Annotated in this window: 24 protein-coding genes and 1 pseudogene; 14 read left to right on the top strand and 11 right to left on the bottom strand. The window is 74.3% G+C overall.

Going from position 1 to position 24,353, the window contains the following annotated elements; all coding sequences use genetic code 11:
• Positions 1 to 73: 73 nt before the first annotated feature.
• On the top strand, positions 74 to 1,633 hold the full coding sequence (lnt, locus tag QMQ26_RS30505) for an apolipoprotein N-acyltransferase (RefSeq protein ID WP_282203475.1): 1,560 nt from the start codon (positions 74 to 76) through the stop codon (positions 1,631 to 1,633).
• Positions 1,634 to 1,649: 16 nt separating this feature from the next.
• Here the strand turns inward: lnt and QMQ26_RS30500 are convergent, their stop codons facing one another.
• On the bottom strand, positions 1,650 to 2,420 hold the full coding sequence (locus QMQ26_RS30500) for a VOC family protein (RefSeq protein WP_100839420.1): 771 nt from the start codon (positions 2,418 to 2,420) through the stop codon (positions 1,650 to 1,652).
• A gap of 363 nt (positions 2,421 to 2,783) precedes the next feature.
• Here QMQ26_RS30500 and QMQ26_RS30495 point away from each other — a divergent pair, with 363 nt between their 5' ends.
• The 7 genes from QMQ26_RS30495 (at position 2,784) to QMQ26_RS30465 (ending at position 7,111) form a co-directional block, all read left to right on the top strand.
• Positions 2,784 to 3,440, top strand: coding sequence for a GTP cyclohydrolase II (locus QMQ26_RS30495; protein ID WP_282203474.1), 657 nt, complete (start codon positions 2,784 to 2,786; stop codon positions 3,438 to 3,440).
• Between the two features lie 15 nt (positions 3,441 to 3,455).
• Positions 3,456 to 3,608, top strand: a complete 153-nt coding sequence (locus QMQ26_RS30490) for a hypothetical protein (protein WP_282203473.1) — start codon at positions 3,456 to 3,458, stop codon at positions 3,606 to 3,608.
• Positions 3,609 to 3,698: 90 nt separating this feature from the next.
• Positions 3,699 to 3,962, top strand: coding sequence for a hypothetical protein (locus QMQ26_RS30485; protein WP_282203472.1), 264 nt, complete (start codon positions 3,699 to 3,701; stop codon positions 3,960 to 3,962).
• Positions 3,943 to 4,461 carry a DUF6879 family protein gene (locus QMQ26_RS30480; protein WP_404813992.1) on the top strand — a complete coding sequence of 173 codons (519 nt, stop codon included), beginning with the start codon at positions 3,943 to 3,945 and terminating at the stop codon, positions 4,459 to 4,461. The genes QMQ26_RS30485 and QMQ26_RS30480 overlap by 20 nt, the downstream gene beginning before the upstream one ends.
• Before the next feature lie 15 nt (positions 4,462 to 4,476).
• On the top strand, positions 4,477 to 5,325 hold the full coding sequence (locus QMQ26_RS30475; RefSeq protein ID WP_282203471.1) for a helix-turn-helix domain-containing protein: 849 nt from the start codon (positions 4,477 to 4,479) through the stop codon (positions 5,323 to 5,325).
• Positions 5,326 to 6,008: 683 nt separating this feature from the next.
• Complete coding sequence (locus QMQ26_RS30470; protein ID WP_282203470.1) at positions 6,009 to 6,251, top strand: glycine-rich domain-containing protein; 243 nt, start codon at positions 6,009 to 6,011, stop codon at positions 6,249 to 6,251.
• A gap of 68 nt (positions 6,252 to 6,319) precedes the next feature.
• A complete protein-coding gene (locus tag QMQ26_RS30465) occupies positions 6,320 to 7,111 on the top strand; it encodes a phosphotransferase family protein (protein ID WP_282203469.1) in 792 nt (263 codons plus the stop codon).
• Between the two features lie 208 nt (positions 7,112 to 7,319).
• Here the strand turns inward: QMQ26_RS30465 and QMQ26_RS30460 are convergent, their stop codons facing one another.
• Positions 7,320 to 7,667, bottom strand: a complete 348-nt coding sequence (locus tag QMQ26_RS30460; protein ID WP_282203468.1) for a hypothetical protein — start codon at positions 7,665 to 7,667, stop codon at positions 7,320 to 7,322.
• The gene (locus tag QMQ26_RS30455) at positions 7,664 to 7,906 is read right to left on the bottom strand and encodes a hypothetical protein (protein ID WP_282203467.1); all 243 of its coding nucleotides are present in this window, start codon (positions 7,904 to 7,906) and stop codon (positions 7,664 to 7,666) included. The genes QMQ26_RS30460 and QMQ26_RS30455 overlap by 4 nt, the downstream gene beginning before the upstream one ends.
• Positions 7,907 to 8,815: 909 nt before the next feature.
• Here QMQ26_RS30455 and QMQ26_RS30450 point away from each other — a divergent pair.
• Positions 8,816 to 9,163: a protein kinase family protein gene (locus QMQ26_RS30450; protein WP_282203466.1), complete on the top strand. Its 348-nt coding sequence runs from the start codon at positions 8,816 to 8,818 to the stop codon at positions 9,161 to 9,163.
• Between the two features lie 133 nt (positions 9,164 to 9,296).
• Here the strand turns inward: QMQ26_RS30450 and QMQ26_RS30445 are convergent, their stop codons facing one another.
• Positions 9,297 to 9,740 carry a DoxX family protein gene (locus tag QMQ26_RS30445; protein ID WP_282203465.1) on the bottom strand — a complete coding sequence of 148 codons (444 nt, stop codon included), beginning with the start codon at positions 9,738 to 9,740 and terminating at the stop codon, positions 9,297 to 9,299.
• A 1,006-nt stretch (positions 9,741 to 10,746) separates the two neighbouring features.
• Here QMQ26_RS30445 and QMQ26_RS30440 point away from each other — a divergent pair.
• The gene (locus QMQ26_RS30440) at positions 10,747 to 11,832 is read left to right on the top strand and encodes a phosphotransferase (protein ID WP_282203464.1); all 1,086 of its coding nucleotides are present in this window, start codon (positions 10,747 to 10,749) and stop codon (positions 11,830 to 11,832) included.
• On the opposite strand, the gene QMQ26_RS30435 is transcribed toward QMQ26_RS30440, so the two are convergent.
• The 3 genes from QMQ26_RS30435 to QMQ26_RS30425 form a co-directional block, all read right to left on the bottom strand.
• A complete protein-coding gene (locus tag QMQ26_RS30435) occupies positions 11,803 to 14,001 on the bottom strand; it encodes a putative bifunctional diguanylate cyclase/phosphodiesterase (protein WP_282203463.1) in 2,199 nt (732 codons plus the stop codon). The genes QMQ26_RS30440 and QMQ26_RS30435 overlap by 30 nt on opposite strands.
• Positions 14,002 to 14,059: 58 nt before the next feature.
• Positions 14,060 to 14,866 carry an SAM-dependent methyltransferase gene (locus QMQ26_RS30430; RefSeq protein ID WP_282203462.1) on the bottom strand — a complete coding sequence of 269 codons (807 nt, stop codon included), beginning with the start codon at positions 14,864 to 14,866 and terminating at the stop codon, positions 14,060 to 14,062.
• Positions 14,867 to 15,222: 356 nt separating this feature from the next.
• On the bottom strand, positions 15,223 to 17,385 hold the full coding sequence (locus tag QMQ26_RS30425) for a glycoside hydrolase family 6 protein (RefSeq protein ID WP_282203461.1): 2,163 nt from the start codon (positions 17,383 to 17,385) through the stop codon (positions 15,223 to 15,225).
• Between the two features lie 527 nt (positions 17,386 to 17,912).
• Between QMQ26_RS30425 and QMQ26_RS30420 the strand changes: the two genes are divergently transcribed.
• Positions 17,913 to 19,094 carry a DNA glycosylase AlkZ-like family protein gene (locus tag QMQ26_RS30420; protein ID WP_282203460.1) on the top strand — a complete coding sequence of 394 codons (1,182 nt, stop codon included), beginning with the start codon at positions 17,913 to 17,915 and terminating at the stop codon, positions 19,092 to 19,094.
• A gap of 67 nt (positions 19,095 to 19,161) precedes the next feature.
• On the opposite strand, the gene crcB is transcribed toward QMQ26_RS30420, so the two are convergent.
• From crcB to QMQ26_RS30400, 4 genes and pseudogenes are all read right to left on the bottom strand, one after another.
• On the bottom strand, positions 19,162 to 19,536 hold the full coding sequence (gene crcB / locus QMQ26_RS30415) for a fluoride efflux transporter CrcB (protein WP_100839432.1): 375 nt from the start codon (positions 19,534 to 19,536) through the stop codon (positions 19,162 to 19,164).
• Positions 19,533 to 19,882: pseudogene (locus QMQ26_RS30410) on the bottom strand (DUF190 domain-containing protein). The gene crcB and the pseudogene QMQ26_RS30410 overlap by 4 nt, the downstream one beginning before the upstream one ends.
• A complete protein-coding gene (locus QMQ26_RS30405) occupies positions 19,879 to 20,367 on the bottom strand; it encodes a fluoride efflux transporter FluC (protein ID WP_282203459.1) in 489 nt (162 codons plus the stop codon). The pseudogene QMQ26_RS30410 and the gene QMQ26_RS30405 overlap by 4 nt, the downstream one beginning before the upstream one ends.
• Before the next feature lie 206 nt (positions 20,368 to 20,573).
• Entirely contained in the window at positions 20,574 to 21,149 is a 576-nt protein-coding gene (locus tag QMQ26_RS30400; RefSeq protein ID WP_282203458.1) for a GNAT family N-acetyltransferase, read from the bottom strand.
• 73 nt (positions 21,150 to 21,222) lie between these two features.
• On the opposite strand from QMQ26_RS30400, the gene QMQ26_RS30395 reads away from it, so the two are divergent.
• The 3 genes from QMQ26_RS30395 (at position 21,223) to egtA (ending at position 24,347) form a co-directional block, all read left to right on the top strand.
• The gene (locus QMQ26_RS30395) at positions 21,223 to 21,669 is read left to right on the top strand and encodes a methyltransferase (protein WP_282203457.1); all 447 of its coding nucleotides are present in this window, start codon (positions 21,223 to 21,225) and stop codon (positions 21,667 to 21,669) included.
• Positions 21,670 to 21,825: 156 nt separating this feature from the next.
• Positions 21,826 to 23,025, top strand: a complete 1,200-nt coding sequence (locus tag QMQ26_RS30390; RefSeq protein WP_282203456.1) for an aminotransferase class I/II-fold pyridoxal phosphate-dependent enzyme — start codon at positions 21,826 to 21,828, stop codon at positions 23,023 to 23,025.
• Positions 23,026 to 23,075: 50 nt separating this feature from the next.
• Entirely contained in the window at positions 23,076 to 24,347 is a 1,272-nt protein-coding gene (gene egtA / locus QMQ26_RS30385) for an ergothioneine biosynthesis glutamate--cysteine ligase EgtA (protein ID WP_282203455.1), read from the top strand.
• The last annotated feature ends 6 nt before the right edge of the window (positions 24,348 to 24,353 follow it).

Raw genomic sequence — 24,353 nt, 5'->3', positions numbered from 1 at the left:
GAGGGGGGCGTCCCTGACATGCCGATGATCGAATAGGGGTGTCTTCCCGCCCTCCCGGGCGGACAATCTCCGCATGAGCCTGCGAACCGCACTCACCCAACCGGCCCGCTACGGCGCGCTGGCCTCGGGCGCACTGCCCGTCCTGACCTTTCCCGGCGTCGGCCTGGCCTGGCTGGCCTGGGCGGCGCTGGTGCCGGGCCTGCTGCTGATGCGGGCGGCGGACGGGCCGCGCGAGGCGGCGGTGCGCGGCTGGTGGTTCGGCGCCGGGTTCATCCTGACCGGGATGTACTGGCTGATCCCGTCGATCGGCCCGGCGCTGCCCGTCCTGGCGGTGCTGTTCGGCGCGTTGCAGGCGCCGCTGGGCCTGGCCGTGTGGTGGCTGCTGCACGGCGAGCCGGCGCCGCGCCGGGCGGCGGCGGCGCTCGCGGTGCTGCCCGCGGTGTGGGTGAGTGCGGAGTTCGTCCGCTCCTGGGGCGCGCTGGGCGGGCCGTGGGCGCTGCTCGGCGCCACCCAGTGGGAGCACCCGGCGGTGCTCGGCCTGGCCTCGATCGGCGGGGTGTGGCTGGTGAGTTGGGCGCTGGTCGCGGTCAACACGGCGCTGCTGGTGCTGCTGTGCGCGCACGAGCTGCGGCTGCGCGCGGCGGCGGGGGCGGCCGCGCTGGCCGTCGTCCTGGCGGGTCCGCTGGCGTTCGCCGAGCAGGCCGCCCCGGCGACCTCCGGTTCGGCCTCGGTGGCGCTCGTCCAGGTCGGCTCGACCGCGGACGAGCAGGCCCGGCTGGAGGCGAACGTCAAGATCACCCGCAGCCTGGTCGGCCGCCCGGTGGACCTGGTGGTGTGGGGCGAGAGCTCGACCACCGACGACCTGGACCGGGACGCCGCGACGGTGCAGCGGCTGGCGGCGCTCTCGCGGACCACCGGCGCGCAGCTGCTGGTCGGCGAGGACGCCCGGAAGGCCGACGGCCGGATCTCCAAGGACGCGGTGCTGGTGGACGGTTCGGGCCTGGTGGCGCGCTACCGGAAGATCCGGCTGGTGCCGTTCGGCGAGTACATCCCGCTGCGCCCGCTGCTGGGCTGGATCGCCGGGGTGAGCGCGGCGGCGGGCGAGAACCGGGCGCCGGGCAGCTCGGTGCACCTGCTGCCGGTGGCCGACCGGGACGGGCGTCCGCTGCCGGTGGGCGCGCTGATCTGCTTCGAGTCGGCGTTCCCCGACCTGTCGCGCACCAGCGCCCGGCAGGGTGCCGCGCTGATCGTCTACCAGTCGGCGACGTCGACCTTCCAGTCCACCTGGGCCCCGGCCCAGCACGCCTCGCTGGGCGCGCTGCGGGCGGCGGAGACCGGCCGGCCGGTGGTGCAGGCGGCGCTGACCGGCGAGTCCGTGGCGTACGACGCGCAGGGCCGGCGGCTGGTGCGGCTGGACACCGACGAGACCGGCGCGGCGACGGTCCAGCTGGCGCTGGCCGACCCGGCGGCCCGCACCTGGTACGTCCGGCTGGGCGACTGGGTGCCGCTGACGGCGCTGGCGGTGGTGCTGGCGGCGGCCGCGACCGCCGCCGGGCCGCTGCTGCGCGAACGGCGCCGCCCGGGCCCGCCGCCGTCCTCGGCGCCCACCGGCGCGCCCCCGGCCCGGGTCTGAGCCGCGCCCGCCCGCGCTACTCGCGGTCGCCCGGCTCCACCACGTGGATGCCGAACAGCGCGCCCTGCGGGTCGCGCAGGACGGCCAGCCGCGGCCCGTCGGGGACGTCGGTGGGCGGGAGGGTGACGGTGGCGCCGAGCAGGGCGGCGCGCTCGGCCCCGAGGTCGGCGTCGGCGACCGCGAAGTACGGCATCCAGTAGGGCGGGACCTCGGCCGGGAATTGGTCGGACATGTCCATCATGCCGCCGAAGTCCCGGCCGCCCAGGCCGAACTCGGTGTACATCTCACCGGTGTTGACGCTCCAGCCGAACACCCGGCCGTAGAACTCGGCGGCGGCCCGCGGGTCGCGGGTGGCGAGCTCGACCCAGCCGAGCGAGCCGGGCTCGTCGCGCACGTCGACCCCGCGCATCGCGGCGGGCTGCCAGGTGGAGAAGACCGCGCCGGTGGGGTCGGCGGCGACCGCGAACCGGCCCCAGTCGAGGGCGTCCATCGGCCCGGCGATCAGCCGGCCGCCGGCGTCGGCGATCTCGTCGGCGGTGATGTCGGTGTCGGTGGTGTGGAAGCCGATGGTCCACGCGGTGGGCTGGTCCGGCTGCATCAGGCCGCTGAGCCCGGCGACGAGCTGCTCGCCCAGGTAGAGCCGGGAGTAGCCCGCCGCCCCCTCCTCCGGCACCGCCTCGGCGCGCCAGCCGAACAGCTCGTGGTAGAAGGCCCTGGCGGCGGCCGGGTCCTTGGTGGCGAGCTCCACCCAGCAGGGCGCGCCGGGGCTCGGTTGGGTGATCTTCACGGTCGGTTCATCTCCAGGATCGCTCTGCACCGCTCTGCCGCGGACGGGCCCGCGCTCCGCCCCTCCGCCTCACCCCTCCACCTTGCCGGGATACCGGCGGGTAGCCGGGGGCTGGTGGGCCGAACGGGAGGGCGGTGCGTCCGTGCGGGCGGCGCGTCCGCACGGACGACGGGACGGGCGGCGGGACGGACGACGGGACGGGCGGGACGGGGGAATGCGGCCGGGAAAGCCGGTTGTTCAAATTGGAACCACGGTGTAGCGTCGGGCGAGCACGATCCGGTTCGAATTTGAACAACCTGGTGACGGCTCGCACCGGACCGCGAGCGCAGGCGACCACCACCCGCGGCCCCGGAGGGACCAGACATGACGCACCCCGAGACCAGCCGACAGCTCCCCGCCGCCACCGTGCGCTCCCGCGTGCGCGTCCCGCTCGCCTTCGGCGACGGCTACCGGGTCGAGGCCGACGTGCACACCTTCCACGGCCTGGCCGACGGCGCCGAACACCTCGCCCTCGCCCTGGGCGACCCGTCCCCGACCACCGCCCCCTTGGTGCGCCTGCACTCCGAGTGCCTCACCGGCGACGTCTTCGGCTCTGCCCGCTGCGACTGCGGCCCCCAGCTGCGCGAATCCGTCCAGCGGATCGCCGAGACCGGCGGCTACCTGCTCTACCTCCGCCAGGAGGGCCGCGGCATCGGCCTCTACAACAAGCTCGACGCCTACGCCCTCCAGGACTCCGGCCTCGACACCTACCAGGCCAACGCCGCCCTCGGCCTCCCCGAGGACGGCCGCGACTACACCCCCGCCGCCCAGATGCTCACCACCCTCGCCGCCCCCGCGATCCGCCTGCTCAGCAACAACCCCGACAAGGCCGCCCAACTCACCGCCCTCGGCATCACCATCACCGAACGCGTCCCCACCGGCGTCCACCTCTCCCCCAGCAACCTCCGCTACCTCCGCGCCAAGGCTGACGGAACAGCCTTCTCACTCGCGCACGACATGTTGCGGGTGAGCATGGCCTGACCAGAGCTGGGACACGTGGACGCCCCGAACGTGAGGGACCTCAAGGCCCTGGAACGGCGGCGCGGCGTCGCGGCGAACGAACAGCGCCGCCAGGGGCGCCGGCTCGGTGCCGCATCCTACGGCCTGCGCGCGACGACGGTCCGTCGGATCATGGGCGCCACCGACTGACAGCTCATCAGAACGCGATACGCCTGACAGGCGCGCTCCTCGGTCGCATCCTTGGAACCACGTGGAACCTGAGCGACGCTGGAGGACGAGATGGCCCTAAAGTTCCTTGGCATCCACCCGAACACGCCGGATGACGGCTCTCCGACCATCTGGCTGGACAACGTGACCGGAGACCTGGTCATCCAGTCGTACAAGGCTGACGAGGCCACGGTTCGGGAAGCGCAGGAGGTGGGCTCGGTCCCTGGCCATTCCACCGATGTGCCGGACCACGAGACCGTGATCCGGCTCCCTGCGAACATGCTCCAGTTCATCCCCCGGCCGGAGGACAGCACCCGTGGCAACAGCGGTTCGTGAACAGCTCGCCAAGGCGCAGCGCTCTGCGGTGCACCTTGAGATGCGGGACAGCTACATGCTGGACGACCCGGAGTTCATCGCCTGGCAGAACGGCAAGCGGCTGGACCCGGCCGACCGGGAGTCGTGGTGGCGGTCGTGGCTGGACGTGGTGGCCGAGACGACCTCCCGGGGCGTCGTCATGCGCCGCCTGCGGATCGTCTCGGAGCCGGTGGCCGACTACATCAAGTACGAGTACGCCGTGACGTTCCCGAACGTCGCGGCCGGCGAAGAGGTCAGGTGGCTGCCACGCTCGCGGACGGGTGACCTGCTGCTGCCTGGCCTGGACGGGTGGGTCATGGACGAGCGGGTGGTGATCCTGCACCACTTCACCGGCGACGGCCAGTGGGCCGGGGCCGGGATGGAGGTCCGGGAGGACACCGACCTGGCGTCCCGCTACCTCGCGGCCTACGAGGCTGCTTGGCAACGAGCCGTCCCGCACGCGGAGTACCGCCCTGCCTGATCGGCGACCGAACACATGGCCGATTCGGCATCTTCGAGTGTCCAGCGTGGCCGGCAGAGCCTCGCGGACCAACTCCGCGAGATACTGCGGGACTCCGGACTCAAGGGACGGGACCTGGCCATCGCCTGTGGCTGGTACCCGTCCAAGGTCAGCCGCCTGCTGAACGCCCATACCCCGCCGTCCGAGGACGATGTCAGGGCCTGGTGCCAGGCCTGCGGGGTCCCCGAGCGGGCGGCTGACCTGATCGCCACGCTCCGCGCCGTAACAAGCATGTTCGTGGAGTGGCGGCGGATGGAACGGGCCGGGCTGAAGCAGGCGCAAGAGGCCCGACGCCCGCTGTACGAGCGCACGCACCGGTTCCGCTCGTACTCGTCGTGGCTGATCCCCGGACTGATCCAGACCCCGGGATACACCACCGCGGCCTTGCAGGCGATCCAGCAGCGACGCGGCCTGATGGACGACGTGTCCGCCGCTGTGGCGGCCCGGATGGAGCGCCAGCGTGTGATGTACGAGGGGGATCGGCGGTTCGCCTTCCTGGTGGAGGAGTCGGTACTGCGCTCGGGCATCGGCGGTGCTGCCGTGATGCGGGACCAGCTCCACCACCTGGCCACGGCCGGCTCCCTCCCGAACGTCAGCCTGGGCGTGGTCCCGATGCGGCCCGACCGGCTGCGTTGGCCCGCAGAGGGATTCTGGATCTTCGACGCCGCGCAGGTGAACGTCGAACTGATCTCGGGCTACCTGACGATCACCCAGCCGAGCGAGGTGGCGATGTACGCCGAGACCTTCGCCGAACTGGCCGAACTGGCGGTGTACGGGGCCGCCGCACGGACGCTGATCGCGTCGGCCGCCGAGCCGTTGGGGTGAGGCGTTCCAACCAGTGTGGAATCCCGTGGAATTTCGTAGCAGCGGGTTCCGGCCGCTCCGTACCTTCCTGCTGACGGGATTCTACGTGGGATTCCACGGAGGTACGGGCATGAGCGCGGACGCGAAACAAGCAGGTAGGCAGGCTGCCCCGTCACAGGCCGCGTGCCCCTCGTGCGAGTACTTCAACGACGCGGCTGCCGCGTACCCGGCTGAGACGCACCCGACGATCGCCCGCAAGGTTGCGGGGTGGCGTGCCCGTCACGTTCGCGAAGACAGGTGCCCGACGGTACGAAACACGGCCCGCCGTGCAGCGTGACGCCCAGTAGGAATCCCGGGCCGCAGAACCCCACGCCGGCCGACCGCAGGAAGGGCCCCGGCCGAAGCGGGCCAGCACCACCCGGCGAGCGCATCCGTCTGCCGGGACGCTGAACAACTCCACACGGAGGTAAGCACCATGAGCGTGAACGACACCGTGGACCTCACCGTCACGGACCCGCGCGACCTGATCAGCCCGGAGGTCCGGGAACTGATTCTTACCACCTACCGGGCCAACCACCCGGATGTGCCCGAGGTCCGGACCGAACTGGGGGTCGGTCAGATGGCCGCCTTCCTGACGGCGTGCGCGACCAGTGACCGGCCGCTGAGCCCGTCGCCGGAGGTGGACGACTACTGGCAACGCCTTCGTGCTCAACACCGAGGCGTACATGGACTGGTGCGCGGCCAGCTTCGGCAAGATGGTGCACCACAAGCCGGGGTACCTGGGCCCGGAGGAGCACGGCGGCGGCAAGGTGCTGCGGGCTCGCGCCATCGACGCCATCGCCGAACTGGGCTTCCTGCTGGAACCCGACTTCTGGCCGGAGATCGAGCTGGCGGACTGCTCGCAGTGCCACGCCAACTGCCACGACAGCCCGTTCGCGGGCAAGTAGGTCTGCCGTCCGGTCGGGGCCTCCGCCGCGGGGCTCCGGCCACCCCCGCTCACGAACGGAACTCAGCAGTGACGCGCATCGCATGGGACCAGCTCCCCGCCGAAGTACGGCAAGCCATAGAGGCACTGACAGGCCCCGTCGTCAAGGCGCAGAGCGCGGGCAACGGGGTCAACTCCGCGTTCGCCAGCCTCTTGGAGACGAACGGTGACCGGGTGTTCGTCAAGGGCGTACCGACGGACGCCCCGGGGGCGTGGGTGTACGGACACGAGGCCGACGTGTCCGCCGTGGCCCCGCTGACCGCCTTCCCCAAGTGGCGTGCGGAGGGAGGCGGGTGGAGCTTCTACGGGTACGAGTTCTGGCCCGGCCGTCACCCCTCCTTCTCGCCGGAGTCCACGGACCTGCCGTTCGTGGCCGCCTCGCTGGCCGTGGTGTCGTCCTACCCGTGGCCCGCCACCATCCGCAAGAAGCCCCTGAGCGACCGCCTGGCCCGGTTCATCCCGCCGGACGGCGCGGGGGCGCTGGACGGCTACTCGCTGGCGCACACGGACATGAGGGAGTTCAACCTGATCGTGTCCGCTGCCCAGGTCCGGCTGATCGACTGGGCGCTGTCGTGCCCCGGCCCGGAATGGACGGACGCCGCCCTGTGGGTGCCCAGGCTGATCGCGGCCGGGCACACGGCGGAAGCGGCCGACCGGGTCGCGCGGGGCGTCGCCGCTTACCGCGAGGCGGACCCCGACCGGCTGTCCGTGTTCGCCCGGACCATCCGGGCCGCATGGGCGAGCCGGACGGCCGAGGACCCCCTCCCACAGCGCATGAGACTCACCGCGGCGGCCGAGGCATGGGCGGCGGCGTACGAGTGAGCACAGCCCCGGGCGTGTGGTCCCCCCGTTCCCGGCTTCTCCTGCTGACGCCGTGGACGGCCAACGGGGAGGACTTGGACGGGGAGCCCCCGGAGGACGTGAAGGACCGGGAACCGCCGAGCACACAGATCGCTTGCCAGAAACCCGCAGCTCAGCAACCAGGTGCAAGGTTGTCGGCTACGCCAAGGTCGAGCACACCCAGCACACCCTAGCCCTCACCCCCTGGTCGGCTGACGACGAGATGCCGAGGCTCCGCGGGCCCTCGAATCGCTGACGTCCGTTCAGGAGCCTGGCACGTCAAGGGCGTTGGCGACGGCGTGACCTGGCAGACGACGAGCTCCAGGCGTGGGGCGACATAGTGGGCGAGCAGGCCGCCGGCGACGTCGAGGTAGCGCATCGGCTCTCCGCTGCCCTGGTAGGACGTGCCGTCGAGGTAGAGCGCCTCGGCAGCCCGGACGAGTTCAGCGGCCCGCTGCTCGACGGCCGCGAAGAAGCCGGTCGGGCATCCGGCGGCGACGTGCTGCTCGTTGGGCAGGTACTTCCAGCTCCGGGTCACGCGTTCACCACCGCATAGGCGGCGCGGTAGAGCTCGGCGACGGTGGCCGCGTGCCGGCGGCACTCCTGGACGGCGCCGGCGTGGTTGGCCAGGTAGTTCGCCCGGTGGTAGGTCCGGGCGGTGGCCGGATGGCGCTCGATCTCCACGACGGCGGCCCAGTGCGCGACGAACGAACGGATCGGCTGGACACTGCCGGTGGTGATGGCCTCCGCCATCGCCTCCGTCTGCCCGTCGATCATCTCGGGGAGACGGTCCGCGACAACGACGGCCAGGGCAACTTGAGCGCGGCCGGATTCCGTTCGGGCCGGGGGATCAGCTCGACTCCGTCGTGCACAGGTTGGCTCACCGTGCCACTCCCTCTCTCGTCCGCTGCGAGGCTACTCGCTCCGAGCGAGGGTCCCGCACCGAGGGAGAACAGGAGCGGAACCGAGCTCCGCATCGGCGCAGACACCCTCTTCCCCGCGGCTGCAGCATCCCGTCGCCGTCCTTCTCGTTCTTACCGATGAGGGCGGGCGGGCGACTCCCGGGTCCGGGGCTCCTCGTGAAGGCACCCGACCTCGCCACAGCCCTGGCCGTGGCGGTGGGCGACGGCCGGGACGTCTTCGAGCACATCCCTCGCGCATGGAAGGCAGTTCGAGAATGGGCGGGTTCCCTGCCGAGGCCGCAGAGGCGCTGAAGGCCGCGGAGGCCCTGTGCGGGCCCGTCGCGCTGACCGAGATCAGCGACCGGCGCGGCTCGGCGGTCTGGAAGGCCGGCGGCCCGGACGGTGCGGCGGGGATCAAGCTCGGCACCGGCGAGGCCGCCGAGGTCACCGCCCGCGAGGCGTCCGTGCTGGACCGACTCCCCGGCTACGAGGTGGCCGTCGGCCGGATCGACGGTGGGGTCTGGTACGTCACGCGCTGGGAGGAAGGGCCGAGCACCTGGCAGCAGTTCAGGTCCGTCCGCGCGGGACGCGACGGCGCCCGGCCCGAGGCGCTGGCGAGCGCCGTGCAGGTCGCCCGGGCGGTGGCGGAGCTGCACGGGCGCGGTTGGGTCCACGGCGACCTCCAACCCGCCCACGCCATCCACACGGTGAATGGGGTACGACTGATCGACTTCGCGTGGGCCCGCCACCTCGGCGAGACGCCCTGTCGGTGTTCCGGGGAACGATGGTGCACCTCACCGCGCCCGAGTCGGCCGCCGAGATCACGGCCGGCAAGCAGCCCGTGCTCACCAGCTTCGCGTCCGACGTGTACGCGCTCGCCGCCTCCCTGTGGACGGCCGCGACGGGAGACTGGCCGCTGGACTACGAGGCGGTCGGCATCGACCGGAAGTCCGCCGGACCGATAGCGCTGCTCGAAGCGATCGGGGAGCGGACCGTGCCGCTCGTCGGTACCGAGGTCTGGCCCGGGTTCCAGCAGGTGCTCAAGGACGTGCTGCTCGCCGACGCCAGGAACCGTCCGTCGGCCGCCGAACTCGCCGACCGGCTCACCGCCCTGGGCGAACTCGGCCGCTGATGGTCGGGTCACGGGGGCTGCGGCGCGGGGACGCTCCTGTGCTCCCCGGCATCCACACCCCGAGGCTGTCCGCCGCCTGCTCGGCCTGGCCCGACGGCTCGACTCGTCCCGGGCCAGGCGCTCCGGCGGACGTTCAGCGACGGCGGCCGAGGAGGGCCGTCGTGTCGGTGCGGCGGTGCCAGGCGATGACGGCGAGCGGGACCATGAAGAGGAACGGGGTACCGGCGTTCTCGCCGTGCATCGCGGTCAGCTGGGTGACGAACGCGCAGGCCAGGAAGGCGATCAGCGCCGTCGCGGCGGGCCCGGCCAGGCGGGGCAGCAGGAGGCCGACGGCGCCGGCCAGTTCCACCAGGCCGGTCAGGTACATGAACCAGTCGCCCACCCCGATCGCATCGAAGACGGTGGCGGCGGCGGGGAGCGCCAGCAGCTTGGGCAGCGCGCTGGCCAGGGCGAAGAACAGCGCGAGCAGGACGCGTAGCGTCCGGACCGTCCGGACGACGGCCTTTCCGGGCTTCGCGGCGGTGTCGGTCGTGGCGGTGGCGGTCGTGGTGGTCGTGGCGGTCGTGGTGGTGGACATCTGAGGTGCTCCCCGGTCGGTGGTCGTCGCTCTCACCGGCTTCGACGGGCGCGACCGCCCGGACTCATCGGTGCGGGACGGGAAAGTTTCCGCCCTGCGGCTCGGCCGCCCGGGGCGGGGCCGCTGGAGGCTCAGGGTGCCGGGGGACGTCCCACCGGCGGTCGGCCGTTGCGCGGGCGGGTTCGGCGTCGTACTGCCGGGTGTCGAAGTGGACGTCGGGCAGGGGCGGTCCGTCGGCCGGGGCCTCCCCGTCGGACCGGACCACGAGTTCGCCGTACCGCCGGACGGTGGCGGCCAGGTAGCCGCAGCCGCCGCCCGTGCATCCGGGTTCGCCGAACTCCGCCCGGTGGGCCCGGTCGGTCGCCCGGAGCGGGCCGTCCCCGTCCCCGTCCGTGGGCGGTAACCGCGGGACGTGGCTGCCGAGACCGTCGGTCCCGACCCGCGGCCTCCACCAGGTCCTCGCCGTCGACGCGGGCCCGCACCCGGGCGGGTGAGCGGAGGGTCGTCCGGATCTCGATCTCCAGTCGGTTGAACACCGCCCCACCCGGGGGACGGCCCCGCCGGGTGTGGGCAGGACGGCGACGGCGACGGTGGGTCGCCGACCGGTGGCCGACCGCGCCCGCCGGTCGACGCGTTGTGCCCGCCCGGACACGCCGGGTCGACCGGGAGCCGGACCCGCCCGGGCCCGCGTTGCGTTCCCGGCGGGCCGGGCGGACGGTGGAAGCACCCGCGTCCGGTACCCCGGCGCTCCCCCGGAGAGCGCCATGACCACAAGGCAGACCAGCTCCGCCAGGCCCACGACCGGACCCGCGACGGGCCGGGCCCGGACCTCGCCCGTCCGCCCGCACCCGCACCCGCACCCGACGGTCGCGGCGAGCGGGCCCCCGGGCACCGAGGACCGCCCCGCCGCGCCGGACCGGCGCGCCGTCGGCCGGGTGGTGTCGGGCGGGTGGCGGGCCGGTCTCCGGACGTCGGGGGTCGTCGCCGGGGGCGGGCGGGGGTGGGGATGAACGTCGGCAGTCGTGTTCCGCTGCACGAGTTGATGGGGGTGCGGGAGGTCGCGGGCGGGCTGTTGCTGGTGCCGCCGGGGGTGGCGGGGCGGGTCGCGGACGGGCTGCGACTGCGGCTGGTGGCACGGGAGTTGGGGCCGGGGCGGTGGGAGGCGGTGGTGCCGGGGTCCTCGGACGTGCTGGTGGCGCGGTGGCGTCCGGCCGGCGGTGGGTCGCCGGTGCTGGTGAAGTGCCCGCGCACCCGGGAGGCGGTACGGGCGCTGGTGCGCGAGCGGGACGCGGTCGCGGTGCTGGCCTCGGAGCTGCGGTCGCCCGGGCTGCGCGGCCTGCTGCCGGGGACCGTCGACTCCCGGCTGGGCGGCTGGCCGCCGGTGCTGGTGCAGGGGCTGCTGCCGGGCGTACCGGGCGACGTCCTGCTGTCCCGCCGCCCGGAGCTGGCCGGTCGGCTGACTGCGTCCGCGTTCGGCGTCCTGGACGAACTGCACGGCGCGACGGGCGGGTTGAGCCGGGACGGGCGGCTGGTGGACGGCTGGCTGGGCCACCGGTTGGCGGTGCTCTCGGACCGGGTGCGCTGGTGCCGTGGCGCGGAGGGCACCGCCGGGCTGCTCGCCCTGCGGTCCTTCCTGCGCCGCGAGTTGACCGGCCGGCCGGTGCACGTGGCCTGGACGCACGGCGACTTCACCCCGGGCAGCCTGCTGCTGCGCTCCCCCGGCGCGGACGGACCGGCACCGGCCGTCACCGGACTGGTCGGCTGGGGCGAGTCCCTGGCCGACGGCCCGGCCGTGGTCGACCGCGCGAGCTTCGCCCTGGACCTGGGCCGGCTGCTGGACGGCCGCTCCTGGGGCGAGCAGGTGGTCACCGCCCTGCGCACCGGCGCCCTGCACCGCCCGGAGACCGGTGAACTCCCGCTCTCCGGTGCCCTGTCGACCTGGCTGTGGCACGTCTCGGGCCGCCTGGAGCAGTCCCGCCGCTTCGCCCGCGACCGCAACCGGCTGCGCGAGGTCCTCGTCCCGGTCCTGCGCGAACTCGCCGGCTCCGGCTCCGGCTCCGGCTCAGGCCCCGGACCCGGAATCGGTCCCTGAACCAGCCCCGGCCCCGCCCCCGCCCCCGTCCCACACCTCCGGCGCATCCTCGAGGTCGGCCTCGGCCTCGGTCTCGGCGATCCGCCGGGCGATCTCGGCAGGGCGCACCGGCCGTCCGAAGTGCCAGCCCTGGGCGAGGTCGCAGCCCATCAGGCGCAGGCGCTCGGCGTCGGCGCGGCTCTCCACGCCCTCCGCGGTGACGGTCAGGCCCAGGGTGTGGGCGAGCGAGACCAGGCCGCTGACGATCCGCCAGCCGAGGTGGGTGTCCTTGGTGGGGTCGTGCAGGTCGCCGACGAAGGACCCGGCAATCTTGAGGTTGGAGACCGGCAGATCGCGCAGGTAGGCGAGGTTGGACCAGCCGGTGCCGAAGTCGTCGACGGCGAGCGAGACGCCCAGGTCGACCAGGGCGTGCAGCGCCTTGAGCGCCTCGTCCTCGGGGCCGACCACGGTCGACTCGGTGATCTCCAGTTGGAGCATCGACGGGTCGAGGCCGGTGGTGCGCAGGGTGCGTTCGACGTCGCCGACCAGTCCCGCGCTGCGGGCCTGCCGGACGGCCAGGTTGACGCTGATCCTGGGCGCCCGGTCGCCGAACCGGGCGACCCAGTCGGCGGCCTGTTCGCAGGCCTGCTCCAGCACCCAGCGGCCGAGCGGCATGATCAGCCCGGTCTCCTCGGCGACGCCGACGAACTCCTCCGGGCCGAGCACCCCGAGCTGCGGGTGCCGCCAGCGCACCAGCGCCTCGACGCCGGTCATCGCGCCGGAGGCCAGGTCGACCATCGGCTGGTAGTCGATGAAGAACTCGCCGCGGTCCAGCGCCGCGGGCATCCGCACGGACACCGCGTACCGGCTGACGGCGCGCGCGTTCTCCTCCGGGTCGAACAGCGTCCACCGGCCGCGCCCGGCCTCCTTGGCCCGGTACAGCGTGAGGTCTGCGGCCCGGACGGCCGCGCCGGGCGTGGTGCTGGCGATCCGCCGCTCCAGCACGCCGACGCTGGCGCCGACGGCCAGCCGGTGGTCGCCGATCACCACGGGCTTGGTGAGCGCGGCGAGGACGGTCTTGGCGGCGGCGACGGCCTCCTGCTCGCCGCGGCAGTTCTCCAGCAGCACCACGAACTCGTCGCCGCCGAGCCGCGCCACCATGTGGCCGAGCGGGCTGAGCGCGCTCTCCAGCCGCCCGGCCACCACGGTCAGCAGTTGGTCGCCCATGTCGTGGCCGAGGCTGTCGTTGACGATCTTGAAGCCGTCCAGGTCGACGTAGCAGAGGCCGAAGCGGACGTCCGGCTCCGGGTCCTCGAAGAGCTTCTCCAGCCGTTCGAAGAACGCGGCCCGGTTGGGCAGGCCGGTCAGCGGGTCGTGGGTGGCCTGGTGGCGCAGCCGCTCCTGGAGGCGGTAGCGGTCGGTGACGTCCTCCAGCATGGCGACCTGGTAGAGCGGCACGCCGTCGTCGTCGCGGATCAGCGAGACGGTCAGGTGGGTCCACACCACCTCGCCGTCGCGCCGGTAGTACGGCTTGTCGAACTGGAAGTACTCGCGCTTGCCGCTGATCAGCTCCTCGTACGCCTCCCAGACGCCGGGGGTGTCCTCGGGGTGGACCAGGTCGCCGACCCGCACGCCCCGCATGTCCTCGGGGCCGCCGCCGAAGATCTCGCCCAGGGCGCGGTTGACGGCCAGGATCTTGCCGTCGGTGTCGCCGAGGCCGATGCCGATCGCCGCGGACTCGAACAGCGCGCGGAAGCGGGCCTCGGAGGCCCGCAGGGCCTTCTCGACCTCCTGCCGAGCGGTGTCGGCGGCCAGCCGGATCGCCTCCTGCTCGCGCAGCGTGCGCTCGCGCAGGGCGGCCGCCCAGCCGGCCGCGAAGGCGCCGCCGAGCACCGGGCCGCGGTCGTCCGGGACGGGTTGACGCTGGATCAACTGGACGGCTTCGGCCAGCAGTTGCGGGTCGGTGAACTGGTTGTCGATGAGCAGCGCCCCGGCCTGGCCGGCCAGTTCGGGGCGGAACGGCTGCTCCCGGGAGGCGCGGTGCAGCAGCTCGGCGGTACGGGCGATCAGCGGGTTCAGCACGCCGGGGCGCACCGCGGCGCCGTGCCCGGCCCGCAGCATCGCGGCCCACGCGTCACGGAACTCGGCGCCCGCCTCCGCCGCGCCCGGTGCGTCCGCCGCCTCGCCCACCGCGTCCGCCGGTCCCCCGCGGCCGTGCCGGGGGGCTCGTCCGCGCCGGGCGACCGGTTCACGACAGGCGCCCGACGCCGGCCATCCCCGTCATCCGCTCGGGGTGCGGGCCGACCGACTCCGCGTCGTCGGGGCGCCACTCGGGCAGGTAGACGATGCCGGGCTCGACCAGGTCGTAGCCCGTGAAGAAGGCGGCGATCTGCTCGCGGCTGCGCATGGTGAGCGGTGTCGGGGTGGAGCGGTACAGGCTCTGGTGGGAGCCGGCCTGGTCGGGGCGGCCTTCCAGGGAGGCGTGCGAGAGGATCAGCATGCTGCCGCTGGGCAGGGCCTCGCGGAGCTTGGCGAGGATCTGCTCCGGGTGGTCGTCGTCGGTGACGAAGTGCAGGACGGCGTTCAGGATGACCGCGACGGGCTCGCCGGGGGCGAGCAGTTCCTCGACCTCGGGGCGGCCCAGCAGGTCGTCGGTGTTGCGCAGGTCGGCGTCGACGACCGGGCAGAGCGGGTCGTCGGCCAGGATGAGGCGGCTGTGGGCGACCGCGACGGGGTCCATGTCGACGTAGACGACGCGCGCGTCGGGCCGGTACTCACGGGCCACCTCGTGGACGGCGCCGAAGGTGGGGATGCCGGAGCCGATGTCCAGGAAGCGGCTGATGCCCTCGGCGGCGGCGAACTGGGTGGCGCGGCGCAGGAAGGCCCGGTTGGCCCGCATGATCATCGGGAGGTCCGGCCAGAGCTCGATCGCCTTGCGCGCCATCTTCCGGTCGACCTCGAAGTTGTGCGAACCGCCGAGGTAGTAGTCGTACACCCGGGCCGCGTTCGGCTTGTCGAGGTCGGTCCCTGCAGGCACCCAGTTCGGACGCGCCATGACGGCACTCCTTCCGGCCTTCCGGCCTGGCAGTCGAAAATGGCAAGAGGACACCAAGATCCTCCTACACTTCCGATCCGGGCCGCAAGCGCTGGCAGCCGAACGGCGGCGCGGCGCGGCACGTCCCGCGCGGCGTGCCCCGGGAGGCGCGGCACGGGAGGCGCGGCACGCCCTTGCGGCACGTCCCGCACGTCCCGCGCGGCGGCGTCCGTACGGCGGCGGACGGGCGACCGCCCCCGTGCAGACCCTGCACGGGGGCGGCGCCTCCGGGGTGGTGCTTCGCGGTTCACTCCCGCGTCGGTCGGGTCCGGTGGCGGCTTGCCGCGGGCCCGCCGCGTGCTACCGGCCGACCGGCGTCAGCTGGTGGCGGTGCAGGTCAGGGTCGGGACGGCGTTGCTGCCGGAGTAGCTGGCGCCGAAGCCGAAGCTGGTGGAGCCGTTGGCGGCGACCGCACCGTTGTAGCCGGCGTTGGTGACCGTCACGGACTGGCCGGACTGGCTGACGGTGCCGTTCCACAGGTTGGTGACCTGCTGGTTGCCCGCGTAGGTCCAGGTGACCTTCCAGGACTTGATCGCGGTGTTGCCCGCGGTCACGGTGACGTCGGCGTTGAAGCCGGCGCCCCAGTCGCTGCTGACCTTGTAGGTGGCGGTGCAGCCGGCGCCGCCGGTGCCGGTGCCGGCCTGGGTGGTGGCGGTGACGGCCGCGGAGGCGGCGGAGAGGTTGCCGGCCGCGTCCTTGGCCTTGACCGTGTACGAGTACGCGGTGGACGCGCTCAGACCGGTGTCGGTGTACGAAGTGGTGCTGGTGGACCCGACCAGGGTGCCGCCGCGGTACACGTTGTAGCCGGTCACGCCGACGTTGTCGGTGGAGGCGGTCCAGGTCAGCGCGGCACTGCTGGCGGTGGTGGTGGCCGCCAGGTTGGTCGGCGCGGTCGGGGCGGTGGTGTCCGCGGTGCCGCCGGAGGCGGTGGTGACGCTCAGCGCCGCGGAGGCGGCGGAGAGGTTGCCGGCCGCGTCCTTGGCCTTGACCGTGTACGAGTACGCGGTGGACGCGCTCAGACCGGTGTCGGTGTACGAAGTGCCGGCGGTGGTCCCGACCAGGGTGCCGCCGCGGTACACGTTGTAGCCGGTCACGCCGACGTTGTCGGTGGAGGCGGTCCAGGTCAGCGCGACGCTACTGGCGGTGGTGGTCGCCGCGAGGCCGGTGGGGGCGGTCGGGGCGGTGGTGTCCGCGGTGCCGGTGCCGACCGCCGGGTAGGCGTTCTTCAGCAGCTCCTGGAACTGGGCCGAGAACCAGTGGCCGGCCACCGGGGCGTTCGGCAGCGCGCCCGACATGTTGTTGTTGTTGCGCGGGTTGCCGGTGTACGTCGGGTCGCACATCCGGTCGAAGCCCTTGCCCTCGTCGTTGGCGATGGCCGAGCTGGCGCCGTCCGACTCACCCGGGGGCTTCACCCACACGTACGCGGCGATGCCGTCCTCGGGGGCGGCCTTCGGACGCTCGCCGAGGCCCGCGCCGGACTGGTTGCACCAGTCGCCGGTCTGGAAGCGGCGGTCGATCCGGCCGCCGTCGACGTACGCGTCGACCGAGGTCTTCGGGCCCGGGCCGGTCGGACGGTTGGCGCCGCCCCAGCCGTTGCGGGAGGTGTCGATCAGCATGCCGATGTTCGCGTTGAACCCGGAGGCGATCGCCTTGGTGCGCCACGCCTTGGCGTAGGACGCCTCGTCGACGTAGTAGTTCCAGTCGACCCACTTGCTCTGGCGGACCGAGGTGCCGTTCACCGAGTCGTTGACGGTGAAGTTGGGCTCGTGCAGCGCCGAGTAGTTGGCGGTGTTGACGATGAAGCCCTGGACGTTGTTGACCGTCGAGCCGGACGCGGTGGCAGCCTGCTTGATGGTGTCGATGGCCGGCTGGAGGTTGGAGTCCCAGCCGAGCCAGCCGTGGTGGCCGGCGTCCACGTAGTTGTAGACGTTCGGGATCGCGCCGAGCTTGGCCAGCGCGTAGCCGACGCCGTTGATGTAGTTGCCGTTGGCCTTCATGACGTCGCACGCGGGGGTGGCGGTGGCGGTGCCGCCCGCGTTGGTCACCAGGTTCGGCAGCGAGTCGATCTCGACCGTGGTGACGATCCGCAGGTTCGCGTAGGCCGGGTCGGCCAGGATCGCGGCGATCGGGTCGATGAACTCGCTCTTGTAACGCGGCAGGTCGGTGGGGCCGAGCTCGCCGTTCGAGGCCAGGGCGGCGCAGTCGCGGCCCGGCAGGTCGTAGATGACGACCTGGAACACGTACGGCTTGCCCGCGGCCTGCTGCACCGCGGCGTTCAGGTGGTCGCGCAGGCCCATGACGCCGTTGCCGCCGGCGATGGCCGCGATGCGGTCCATCCAGACGGCGGTGGGCTGGTTGGCGACGGCCGAACCGCCCGGCTCGGCGGCGGCGTGGGCGGCCCACTCGGGGTTCACGTAGACCCCGGCGCCGACGAAGGGGTTGTCCACACGGGCCGCCGCGTGGGCGGCGGTGGTCGACACGGCAAGGGGGAGCAGGGTCGCGGCGCCGAGCACCGCGGCCGCTGCCGCCGTCCGGAGACGGCGCGTCAGATTTGCCGACACGGTAAGGGAGTCCTTTCGGGTGGGGGACGGACTCGACGGAGAGCTCCCAACTAATGGGAGCGCTCCCATACTTGGCCTGGGCTGAGACCAACTCAGCTCGGGGACAACCGATATGAAGCCATGACCTCGAACTCCCGTCAAGAAGTTCGACAGAACCCGTGGGAGCGCTCCCGCCAACCTCGATGGACGCCGCCCGTCACCGTTCGGCCGCCCGGCCGCCGCCCCGGGGCGGGCACCGCCGCCGCCCCGACAGGCCCGCTGAACACCACCGTTCACCACCGCACCGGAGCGGTACGCCGGCCCCCGTCCCGCCCGGCCCCGGCCGGCGCCCGCGCCTCCCCGGCAGCCGCTCCCCCGCACCCCGGACACACCCGCCGCCACCCGAAACTTTCACGCCCGGCCGGCCCGCACGTGGCAGGCTGTCCCCGATCCGCAGGAGGTATCCCGTGCCCACCCGCCCCGCGTTCGACGACGACCAGCGCCGCGCCCGGCTCGCCCGGCGGCACCGGCTGGCCCCCGGCACCGCGGCCGACCGCGCCGAGCAGGTGGTGGCGGACCTGGTCGCCGTGCACGCCACCGACCCCGCCACGGTGTTCCTCGCCGTCGCGGCCCGGCTCGCCGTCCCGGGCGTCGCCGACACCGAGCGCGCCCTGTACGCCGACGGCACCGTGCTGCGCCGCCACGGCCCGCGCAAGACCCTCTTCGCGATCCCCGCCGAGCCCGGACCGGCGCTGTACGCCTCGACCACGGCGAAGGCCGCCGCCGCCGAACGCGCCCGCCTGCTCAAGGACTTCGCCGCCTCCGGCCGGGACGCCGCCTGGACCTCCGCCGCGCAGGACGCCGTGCTGGCCGCCCTCGCCGACGCCCCGGACGGCCTGACGGGTAGTCAACTGAGCGAACTGGTACCGCAGTTGCGCGAAGCGATCGACTACGGCGCCGGCACCTCCTACCAGACCGTCCAGCCGGTCGGCATGCGGCTGCTGCGGCTGCTCGGCATGGAGGGCGCCATGGTCCGCCGCCGTCCGCTCGGCGGCTGGACCAGCAGCCGGCACCGCTGGGTGTCCGGCCCGCCCGTCCCCGCCGTCCCGTCCGCCGCCGAACGGGCCGCCGCACAGGCCGAGTTGGCCGGGCGCTGGCTGGCCTCGTACGGACCGGCCGGCGAGCAGGACCTGGTCTGGTGGACCGGCTGGGGCGTCCGCGAGGTGCGGGCCGCGCTGGCCGCGTGCGCGGCCGTCGAGGTCGGACTCGCCGACGGCGCGACCGGTTTCGTGCTGCCCGACGACCTCGAACCGGTCGCCGAACCCGCCCCCTGGGCGGCCCTGCTCCCGGCCCTCGACCCCAGCGTGATGGGCTGGAAGGACCGCGACTGGTACCTCTCCCCCGGACACCGCTCCGAGCTGGTCGACCGCTCCGGCAACCTCGGCCCCACCGCCTGGTGGAACGGCCGCGTGGTCGGCGGCTGGGCCCAGCACCCCGACGGCGAGGTGCGGTTCGAACTCCTCACCGACCCCGGCACCGAGGCCCGCGCGGCCCTCGCCGCGAAGGCCGCCGCCCTGCGCGCCCTGCTGGACGGGACCCGGGTCACCCCGCGCTTCCGCACCCCGCTCGAACGGCGGCTCACCGGCTGACCCGCCGGGGCGGGGGCGCCCGGGCGGGACCCTGGGCCCGGGCCTGGGCGGGACCCCGGGCCCGGGTTCACGCCCACAGGGCCTGGGCGATCGCGTTGCCGGTGAAGGCCGCGCCCAGGCCGGCGGCCACGCTGCCGGCCGCGTTCGCCACCGCGTAGAACCGGGCGCCGCTCTCGGCCAGCCGCAGCGTCTCGTAGGAGAACGTCGAGTACGTCGTCAGCGCCCCGCAGAACCCGGTGCCCACCAGCAGTTGGAGGTGCGAGGAGGCCGCCCCGGCCGCCACCGCGCCGGTCAGCAGCCCCAGCACCATCGACCCGGCGACGTTGACGACGAAGGTGCCCCACGGGAAGAGCGTGTCGTGGCGGGACTGCACCGCCCGGTCGGTCAGGTAGCGCAGCGGCGCGCCGACGGCCGCCCCGACGATCACCAGCAGCCAGTTCACTTCTTCCCCTTGTCGCGGCCGACGTGCCGGACGACCTCGCACGCGTCGAGGACCACCATTCCCCGGTGACGAGTTCGTCCAGTTGCGGCAGGAACGCCCGCACCCGCTCCTCGGCGTCCACGATCACGATCGCCACCGGCAGGTCGTCGCTGAGCGACAGCAGCCGGGCGGTGTGCACCAGCGAGGAGGCGCCGAAGCCCTCGACGCCGCGGAACACGCTCGCCCCGGCCAGTCCGGCGGCTCGCGCCCGGTGCACGATCTCGCTGTACAGCGGCCGGTGGTGCCAGAGGTCGTCCTCCCCGACGTACACCGTCACCCGCAGTGCGCGGCCCGTGAGTCCGGTCATCGTGTCCTCCAGCCGATCACCCGGCGGACCGCCTGCGCGCCCGCCCATACCGCCGCCATCGCCGCGGCCAGCGTCGCGGCCAGGTACCCGAGCGCCGTCGCGGCGTGGCCACCCTCGACCAGGCGCTGGATGTCCACCGTGTAGGTGGAGAAGGTCGTGAAGCCGCCCAGTACGCCGGTGCCGAAGAACGGCCGCACCAGCCGGTGCGCCGCCCACGCCTCGGTGATCACCACCAGGAAGACGCCGATCACCGCGCAGCCCGCCGCGTTCACCACCAGGGTGCTCCACGGGAAGGCGCCCGGCACGGTGGGCCAGGCCAGCGCGATCGCGTAGCGGGCGCTCGCGCCGAGCACGCCGCCGACCGCGATCACGGCGAGGACCGGCAGCTGGCCGCGGTCACGGCGGCGGGCGGGCCGCTCGGCGGGGGTGGCTTCGAGGTCGGGGTCGACGGGCTCGGCCGTCGTTCCGGTGCGGGGTCGTTCCACGGGCGTGCGTCTCCTACTCGCGCGGCGCCCGGGCATGCGGGCGCGACCGTCACAAGTAGGGACCGTTGGCGGCCACTGCCGCGGTTCGGGTCCGGCGGGCCCCACCGCCGTTCAACGCCCGGAGACGCTGCGGTCCCACTCTACCCCCGGCGGGTCGTCCCGCCGAACCGGGGAACCGGCCCCGGCACCCACCGCACCTGCGCCGATCACGGACCGTCGCGGGCGTCGCGGGAAGCGTCCGGAGCGTCCGGAGTGTGAGGGCGATCGGGGCGGCGGTCGAGGGGGAGCTGCATCAGGAGGGTGTCGATCCAGCGGCCGTGCTTGTGGCCGACGGCGATGAGGCGGCCCGCTTCGGCGAAGCCGAGGCGGCGGTGCAGGGCGACGGAGGCGTCGTTGCCGGGGCTGGCGATGACGGCGACGAGTTGGCGCAGGTCGGTGCGGGCGCAGGCGTCGATCAGGTCCGCGAGCAGGGCGGTGCCGTGGCCGTGCCCGGTGTGCTCCGGGGCGAGGTAGACGGAGTTCTCGGCGGTGTGGCGGTAGGCGGGCTTGGGGCGCCAGGGGGCGGCGTAGGCGTAGCCGACGACCCGGCCGGAGACCTCGGCGACCAGGAAGGGCAGGCCGCGGGCGGCGAGTTCGTCCAGGCGCAGGTGCCAGTGGTCGGCGGGCGGCGGGGTCTCCTCGAAGGTGCTGACGGTGTGTCGGACGTAGTGCGTGTAGATCCCGGCCACGGCGTCCAGGTCGGCGGGGGCGGCCGGGCGGATCAGGCGTTCGGCGGCGGTCACGGGGGCGAGTGTAGGCGGCGGTGCGGGCGGGCCGGGAGCCCGCGACCGGGGTCGGTGCGCCGCGCTGCGCGACGTGCTGCGGGAGCGCCCACAGGCCGCGGCGGCGGCCCGGTCGCTCCTGGCCGGGGCGCTCCCGAACGGGGCGGGCCACGGCGACCGGGTGGAGCGCCGGGCGGGCGGGTTCGCGGACGTGCCGCCGGGCGGGGACGTGCACCTGCTGTCGCGGGTGCTGCACGGCGGGGAGGACGGGCGCTGCCGGGAGATCCTGCGCCACCTGTCCGCCGCGATGCCGCCGCACGCCGACCTGCCGGCGGTGGAGCGCCTGCTGCCGGACGACGGCTCTCCGTCCCTGGCCACCGCCCGGGACCTGCACGTGCGCTGCACCGTGGGTGGCCGCGAACGCACCGCCGGGTACTACCCGCGGCTGTTCGCGGACGCGGGCCCGGAGCTGGTGGGCCGGGAGCCGCTGCCGCTGGACGCCCGGGTCCGGCCCGAGCGCAGGGCGCGCAGGACGCGCTGAGCGGGCCGCGCCGAACGCGGTGGCCGGTCGGCGGCGCTGCCCTCCGGCGCGGTGCTGCCCTCCGACGCCGCGCTGCACCTCGGCGCGGTACCGCCCGCCCCCCGTCCGCGCCCGTTCCGGCCTAGCGTGAGGGGACGGCGACGGAGGGAGCACCCGGTGTTCGAGCGGTTCTCGCGGGCGGGGACGGGCAGTGCGAAGTGGGCGCGGGCGGGGGCGGGGCGGATCGCCATGGGGGTGGCGGACATGGACCTGCCGGGGCCGCCGGCGGTGGCGGCGGCGCTGCGGGCGCGGGCGGGTCACCCGGCGTTCGGGTACCCGGTGGCGGAGGACGCGGACCGGGCGCTGGTGGCCGACTGGTACCGGCGGCGGCACGGGGTGGCGGTGGACCCGCGCTGGGTGATGCTGCTGCCGTTCGCGCCGGGCACGGCGGTGCGGCTGCTGCTGGAGGCGGTGCGTCCGCTGGCGGGTCCGGCGGTGTTCGTGACGCCGGAGTGGGGCGGTTTCGCCCGGGTCTGCCGGGCCGCGGGGGTGGACACCCGGGAGCTGCCGCTGCCGGCGACCGGCAATCCGGCCGACCCGTACCGGCTGCCGCTGGCCGGGGTCGCGGCGTCCCGTCCGGGCCTGGTGCTGCTGAGCAGCCCGCACAACCCGACCGGGCGGATCTGGCCGGCCGAGGACGTCCGGGCGCTGGCCGCGGCCGCCGCCCCGGGGCTGCTGGTCTCGGACGAGGTGCACGGCGACCTGCGGCACCCGGACGCGGGCGTGGAGCAGCCGGTCGCGGTGGCGGTGACCGGCGGGGCGCCGAACGTGGTGACGCTGAACTCGGTCGGCAAGACCTTCAACGTCTCGGGCCTGCCGAGCTGCTTCGCACTGGTGCCGGACCCGGGGCTGCGGGAGCGGCTGACGGCGGTGATGGCGGGCTTCGGGCTGTGGGAAGGGGGGCTGCTGGGCGCGGTCGCGCAGCGGGCGGCGCTGGCCGAGGGCGGGCCGTGGCTGGACGCGCTGCTGGCCCACCTGGTGCGGGCCCGGGAGCTGGCGACGGCCGCGCTGGGCGGTGCGGTGCTGGCCCGTCCGCAGGCGTCGTACCTGCTCTGGCTGGACGGGGCGGGGCTCGGCACCCGGGAGGAGCTGCTCACCGAGCGTCATGTCGAGCTGGCGGACGGATCGGATTTCGGAGCGGCCGGTTCCGGGCGCCTGCGGCTGAATTTCGCCCTGCCGCTGGACCGCCTGCGCACCGCTCTCACCCGGCTGACCTGTGAGGAAGGCGCTCGGGCGGCATCGAGGTTTGCCCCGGAGCAGACTGAGCAGGAACAACCGGGCTCAAGTCGCGAACCGAGGGATGGTGAAACCCGGTGACATCTGTACGTCCGCAACAGGCCGCTCCGGCCGTCGATCCGGTACACAGCGTGACGCTCCGGACGGAGCTGACCGAGGCGTCGGCCGAACGGCACCTGGGTGCCATCTGCTTCAAGATCGGGCCTCCGGCGCTGGTCGGGGTGGAGGCCGAGTGGTTCGTCCACGACGCCCGATGTCCGGGCTCCCCGGTGGACCCCGACCGGGTGGCGGCCGCGCTGGCGGTGCTGCCCGACTCGGCCGACGGCCCGGTGCTCCCGGCCGGCTCGCGGCTGACGCGTGAACCCGGCGGGCAGGTCGAGCTCAGCTCCCCGCCCGCCGCCGATCCGGCCCGCTGCGCGGCCGGGCTGAGCGCCGACCAGGCGGCGCTGCGGGCGGCGCTGGCCACCGAGGGCCTGCGGCTGACCGGCAGCGGCACCGACCCGATGGACCGCGAGCGGCGGATGCTGGCCGACCACCCGCGCTACCGGGCGATGGGACGCTACTTCGACCGCGGCGGCCCCTGGGGCCGGATCATGATGACCGGCACCGCCTCCGTGCAGGTCTGCGTGGACGCCGGCACCGAGGCCGACTGCGTCGAACGCTGGCGGCTGACCCACGAGTTGGGGCCGGTACTGGTCGCCGCTTTCGCCAACTCGCCGCTGCTGGAGGGCCGTCCGACCGGCTGGAAGTCGACCCGGCAGCTGGTCTGGTCCCGGATGGACCCCTCCCGGACGCTGGCCCCGCCGCCGTCCGCCGACCCGCGCGACGCCTGGGCCCGGTACGTGCTGGACGCCGCGCTGCTGTGCGTGCGCCGCTCCGGCGGGGTGCCGTGGGACGCGCCGGCCGGGCTGACCTTCCGCGGCTGGCTGCGCGGCGCGGGCGAGCGGCCCGCCACCCTGGCCGACCTGGACTACCACCGCACCACGCTGTTCCCGCCGGTGCGCCCGCACGGGTACCTGGAGCTGCGGATGATGGACGCCCAGCCCGGCGAGGGCTGGCGGGTGCCGCTGGCCCTGGTCAGCGCGCTGCTGGACGACCCGGTGGCGGCCGACGAGGCCCACGCCGCGCTGGAGCGGCTCGGCCACGCGGGCAGCCGCGCCCCGCGCTCGGGCCTGTGGCGGCGCGCCGCCGCGCTCGGCATGGCCGACCCGGACCTGCGCCGCGCCGCCCTGCTGTGCTTCGCCGCCGCCGAACGCTCGCTGGCCCGCCGGGGCAGCGAACTGCGCACCCCCCTGGTCGAGTTCGCCGAGCGCTACCCGGCCCGCGGCCGCTGCCCGGCCGACGACCAGCTGGCCGCCCTGCGCGCCGGTGCCGCCGTCCTCCAGGAGGACGCCCCGTGCTGACCGCCA

It is taken from the genome of Kitasatospora fiedleri (assembly GCF_948472415.1).
GTDB lineage: Bacteria > Actinomycetota > Actinomycetes > Streptomycetales > Streptomycetaceae > Kitasatospora > Kitasatospora fiedleri.
Note: the sequence above shows the minus strand (reverse complement) of the source record. Positions and strands in the feature narration are given on the sequence as shown.